5 protein-coding genes, 1 other RNA gene and 1 pseudogene are annotated in these 5,082 nt (G+C 42.4%); 1 reads left to right on the top strand and 6 read right to left on the bottom strand.

Features of this window, described 5'->3' with window-relative positions:
* From BCU12_RS07205 to BCU12_RS07225, 5 genes and pseudogenes are all read right to left on the bottom strand, one after another.
* Positions 1-251: pseudogene (locus BCU12_RS07205) on the bottom strand (transposase); the annotation flags it as partial.
* A 2-nt stretch (positions 252-253) separates the two neighbouring features.
* Positions 254-877 carry a TnsA endonuclease N-terminal domain-containing protein gene (locus BCU12_RS07210; protein WP_102403670.1) on the bottom strand — a complete coding sequence of 208 codons (624 nt, stop codon included), beginning with the start codon at positions 875-877 and terminating at the stop codon, positions 254-256.
* A gap of 121 nt (positions 878-998) precedes the next feature.
* Positions 999-1,095, bottom strand: an RNA gene (gene ffs, locus BCU12_RS07215) — signal recognition particle sRNA small type.
* 174 nt (positions 1,096-1,269) lie between these two features.
* Positions 1,270-3,273: a GGDEF domain-containing protein gene (locus BCU12_RS07220; protein WP_241909770.1), complete on the bottom strand. Its 2,004-nt coding sequence runs from the start codon at positions 3,271-3,273 to the stop codon at positions 1,270-1,272.
* A gap of 132 nt (positions 3,274-3,405) precedes the next feature.
* Positions 3,406-4,146 (bottom strand): hypothetical protein, encoded by a 741-nt coding sequence (locus BCU12_RS07225; protein WP_102403671.1) that lies wholly within the window; start codon positions 4,144-4,146, stop codon positions 3,406-3,408.
* A 51-nt stretch (positions 4,147-4,197) separates the two neighbouring features.
* Here BCU12_RS07225 and BCU12_RS07230 point away from each other — a divergent pair, with 51 nt between their 5' ends.
* Entirely contained in the window at positions 4,198-4,500 is a 303-nt protein-coding gene (locus BCU12_RS07230; protein ID WP_102403672.1) for an MGMT family protein, read from the top strand.
* Between the two features lie 46 nt (positions 4,501-4,546).
* Here the strand turns inward: BCU12_RS07230 and BCU12_RS07235 are convergent, their stop codons facing one another.
* Positions 4,547-4,975 (bottom strand): YbaY family lipoprotein, encoded by a 429-nt coding sequence (locus BCU12_RS07235; protein ID WP_102403673.1) that lies wholly within the window; start codon positions 4,973-4,975, stop codon positions 4,547-4,549.
* Between the last annotated feature and the right edge of the window lie 107 nt (positions 4,976-5,082).

Raw genomic sequence — 5,082 nt, forward strand, 5'->3', positions numbered from 1 at the left:
ACCATATCTAGAATTGGTACGAGATTTTTTTCTGTCCAGCCTCCTTTTAGACGTTTTTCAGCAAACTGAATGACTTTAAGACGACGTAATACTTCTTGTTGAGTCTTTTCAGGATATGTATCGATGGAAGGAAGATACGATTCATCGTCTTCAAATAAGTCACGAGGTATTTGGGCTGCTAATTCAGCTTCTTGCGAAGAAGCTTCCATTTCATCAATAAAACCAAAAACGTCATCAAAGTCTGACGTCATACCTAACACCAAACGTAGCTATTCAAACCAAAATCAGAACTTCTAAAATCTGTTCTAACTCTCCCTGACGATAGCCAACAGAGCGTCGATATAAGCGTCTCATGCTCAGATAGTCCAAGGTATTCAGATACTTCGCGTAACTGCACTTTTTGTTTGCGTTGTATAAAGCCAAGAACAGACTTTTGAACTTTTGTGACTGTATGCAAACCAGAATAACGATGTAATAGCTTGAGGTTGCTAAAAATAGGGTCAATGCGAATTTGTTTTTCTGTCACCAAAACAAGACGTTTTCCTTGCTCTTCTAGTGCTGCCCGCTGTTTTTCGGCGAATCGTTCTCTAAAATTAGGTTTTAAGATCTGGCTTGAGTGCTTAATTTCAATAAGAGTAGACTGGTCTTTATGATCATCGGCTAAGAAATCGGGCGTATAACGACACTTGCGACCATTAAAGTAGTAATAAAAACCGTGTGGTTGAGATATGTACCCTTTAACATCAGGGTTATATTCGAGATGGAAACAAAAATCGAACTCTAAAATAGAGAGGGTGCGAACAACAGCATCATTTTTCAAGCTCATAAACTTGCAGATATTGTGAACGTGAGAAGATTTTTTTGTTTGGTCATACATAGCAGGCGTGCCATTCCGTTGTAAACCTACAACAAAATATAGACTATGCTGACTTATAGTGCGAATTTGCTAAATACTTTGCAATTTATGCTAAGTTATTTTGCAAACATCAAATGGGCGGAGACCCCAGCCACATCCCGGCACACACGTCGCCCGCTGCGGCTGCTCCCTTCCGGGCCTGACCGAGTTCACGAGTTAGTGTTGCGGGAGGACCAGGGCCTCCATAGATTCTTTTTCTTAGTGTTAACCAAGAGCGAGATGGATTATCAGTCATACATGATGCTATTGCAAGCCGTATGTGCGTTATTTTCATCACATCCGAATCAAGTGTTTAGGCTTTAACCACTTAAACAATTTCGGTCTAGCAGCAAGAATCCGCTTACTGCAAATACCTACCTATGCTGGCTAAAAGTAAATGCTTCTCGCCCATCACTTTGTTTGTCGGAATACATTTTCTTATCCGCTTCATCCATCGCGCTTTCTAACGACATGAAACGATTTCTTGAGGTGGACACCCCAATAGCGACAGAGATATCAAGAGAAATATCCTGTTTTATGTTGTGGTAGCTCACTGAGGATAACTGGCTGATTGTAGGCTGCAAATGTTTAGGTCTAACTACGCCCACTAGAATGAATTCATCTCCCCCAATTCGATAACAGCTACCACGCCAGACTTTCCTGATTTTTTGAGCTACATGCACAAGAACATCATCCCCAACCTCATGGCCATAAGTATCATTGATAGCTTTAAAGTTGTTCACATCGAGATAGATTAACGTCTGGTTGGCACCAATCCCAGAGTGATACTTACGATGTAACGCGCGTCGATTTTTGAGTCGTGTTAGGTTGTCTGTGTTGGATTGAACATGTAAGTACATGCTCACTATAACCATGAAGGCAATACCAATGGTAAACAGCCACTGAGTTTGTTTAGCAAAACGTTTTTCTGCAATCAATGTTGAACGCCAGTCGGGCTGTAAGTCATATCTCGCTAATGTTGTTTTTGTATCTACCATTTTTAACGCTTGACTGAATAGTGGAGCAAGCTGTGCACCTAATTCATTTCGAGGGAACGCAAGTGCGATATCTACCGTATAAAAATCTCCAATGAGCGCATCTTTCTCTACTGGCAGTAAGTGCTTACTTTTGAGCAGCTCTCGATTGAAGTTCGTCGTACTCATTACGATGTAGTCAACCTCGCTGTTCAGCAAGCCTTCTAACTTCTCATCCATGGTCTCATAAAAAACAAACGCTTTATTGGGCAATAGCTGGCTAAACATTTCATGAACAAAGCCATTTTTTATCACGCCTACTCTTTCTATAACAAGCTCAGAAACATTCCTATATACGTTGTCTTTGTACCCTTCTCTTTTAATTAGAATAGCACTGGATTGATAGTAACTATCGCTGTAATACATTAGCGGTTTTCTGCTCTCAGAAATTCCGATAGGAGCGAGAATGTCTATTCTCTTCTCCTTCAAATCGCTATACATACTTGCCCATGTTTCACCAGCTGAACTCACAACCTCGCATTTAAACATCAGAACTTCACAACTACTTTTAATGAGATCCGCGCTGATTCCGTGCACCTCTCCACCGTCTGTATAAAATGCGTAAGGCGTTAAGCTCTCAAGCTTCACTCTCAGAATTCGTGAGTGATTAATACCACTGTCAATCACTGAGTTTCTTAAGGCTTGAGTTCGAATGTCTAGCTGATATTTTTCAATAGATTCGCGTAACTGTTTTTGCATCGGCGCAGAATGCGCAAAGTCGACGATACGAGCCAATAACTCTGAGTGGCGACCTTTTGGCGTAACAATGGACACAGGTTGAATGGAAAGGTGATCGTTAAGCAATTGGGCATTCAGCCCTTTGAGCAATAGTGGTTTCAATTGGTTGATGGCATCAATAACGCCTTCGACTTCCCCTGATTCAAGCAGCTGATAAGCCTCATCATGGCCATTATAAGAGATGAGTTCGATGCCAGGATAATTTACCGAGATGAGCTCTGAATAAATGGTCCCTTCTGGTACGCCAATTTTAGAGGCGTCATCGAGTTCTATATGCTGATAACTGTATAGGTAGGTATATTCAATGTTGGTAGGCTCAGAATAATCAAAACGAAGAGCGCGAGCTTCAGTGTAGGTAACGTTAGCGGCAAAATCACTTTCACCGCTTTCAACAGAATCGAGAATCGCATCAAAACTTGGTTGGTCTATGTACTCAATGGTTAAACCAAATTCTTGACCAATCGCGTCAAATAATACTCTAGTGACGATATCATCGGCTTCAGTGGAAACCTTGAAGGTTTCGCCTCTTTCCTCTTCCATTGCATAAGCTGAAATGGGAAAAAACTGCATGATAATGAGTAGTACTACACCTAAGCTATTCTTCACTTTTTCGCCAATCCATATGCACATTGTAAAAACAGTAAGTGTTTACAACAATTATGCAACAAGATCGAGCCTAAAGTATGCACTTCATCTTGCGAATTCATATTTAAGACATTTTTCAAGGCGTTAGTCTATTTATAACGTCTCAGACTCCTCAGAGCTACGTAAGATATAGTCCGTCATCCAAGCGGTTGCCAGTAAGCAGATCCATACAACGAACACTGGTTTAGGCACGTCAACATTTGGTGTTACAACGAGAGCGGCAAAACCAACCGTCGGCAGCGACCAACACAGCAATTTATTCCAACGAAAGTTGTTCAGTTTGTTCAAGCTTTCGAACGACGCAATTATCCCCGTTAAACTTAGTGCAATGAGTACTGCATAAGACAAATCGGCCATCCATAAAGGAAGAATGAACAGGAGCGCCCACCAACTGTGTTTGTTTGAAGGCTTCCAATGATTCGCTGCCCACCACATCACCGTGACAGAAATCAGTTGAACTAAGGTAATCATGGCGCTACCACCAAGCTTACCAGTCGATTGAGTCAGCATGATGCCAACTTGGAGTGCCGTCACAATAAGTGCGGTCGTCAGCACGACACTTAAGCTACTTCGTTTAGAAAAGACCACCATCAGCAAGGGAAAGAGCATCCAGACACTGACAGACAGCGCAAATGGCTGACTGGCGAGTGTTAATCCATAACTGGTCATCGCCGCCAATAAGATAAGCCCAGCAACGCCGCCTTGTGGAAGAATCCAAAGCGCTGGGATGACTAAGGCAATAAGAGGGATTTCGCCATCACTCAGACTCAACGCGCGAGCACAAACTGCGGCCAATAGTGTTGTAATTAAGAACTGAAATGTTGAGAATATCATACTCTCTCCTTATACCTATCCGTGGTAAATCAACTCTAGGACAATGCCAGTATGGATCAGTTTTCAATTCAAATCTTTGCAGTAATTCACCAAATTCCACAAGGAAAAGTAACAAGTTACGGTGCTGTCGCAAAGTTGGCGGGCTACCCTGGTTATGCGAGACATGTGGGGAAAGTGCTTTCGAGACTGCCAAAAGACACGCAATTACCTTGGTTTCGAGTATTGAATAGCCAGGGACAAATCTCTTTAAAAGGAGACTCATTACAACGGCAAGCAGAGAAGCTAAAAGAAGATGGGGTTGAAGTCAGTGAGAGTGGGAAGGTAAAAATGAGGGTATATCAATGGCAACCTTAGTCACGTCGATGTTCGCTTCTAAGGCTCCCACATCCAATCGGCTGGATTAGCCACCAACGCTGATTAATCGAAGCTCGACGTGCGTTGTGTCATTTTGGTCATTAATCACAGGGTATACCGTGTCATTAATAAACCGTAACTTGCCATCAACTTCTATTCGAGCACTCACACTGTAGCGATGGTTCGCCTTGATTTTCCTTGTGTCGTACGCAAGGTCAAAGTTAAAGGGCACTTGCGCTCCGTTAGTTTCAAACTGATTTACCGCAATGACTTCAGCGGGGGCATCGGCAAGAGAGATGTCTTGCAATTTCACTGTGACCAATGCATTTTCAGGCAAGGCGATGCGTTCTCGGTAGAGTATAGAGCCAGTGATAGAGTCGACATGTGTTCCTTCCACTTTCTGTTCGGATGACTGACAGCCGACTAGAATGAACCCTAGAACCAAAGACATGGTAGCCATAAGTGCCTTTTTCATAACGCCTCTCTTAAAATAGTAAAATCGCAGCAATTGTATGCTCGGTTTGGTAACCTGTCACGGTGATAAGCAAAGTGTTGACAAATAATTGACTCTGTTAGTATTTC

Source organism: Vibrio sp. 10N.261.55.A7 (genome assembly GCF_002877365.1).
Lineage (GTDB): Bacteria > Pseudomonadota > Gammaproteobacteria > Enterobacterales > Vibrionaceae > Vibrio.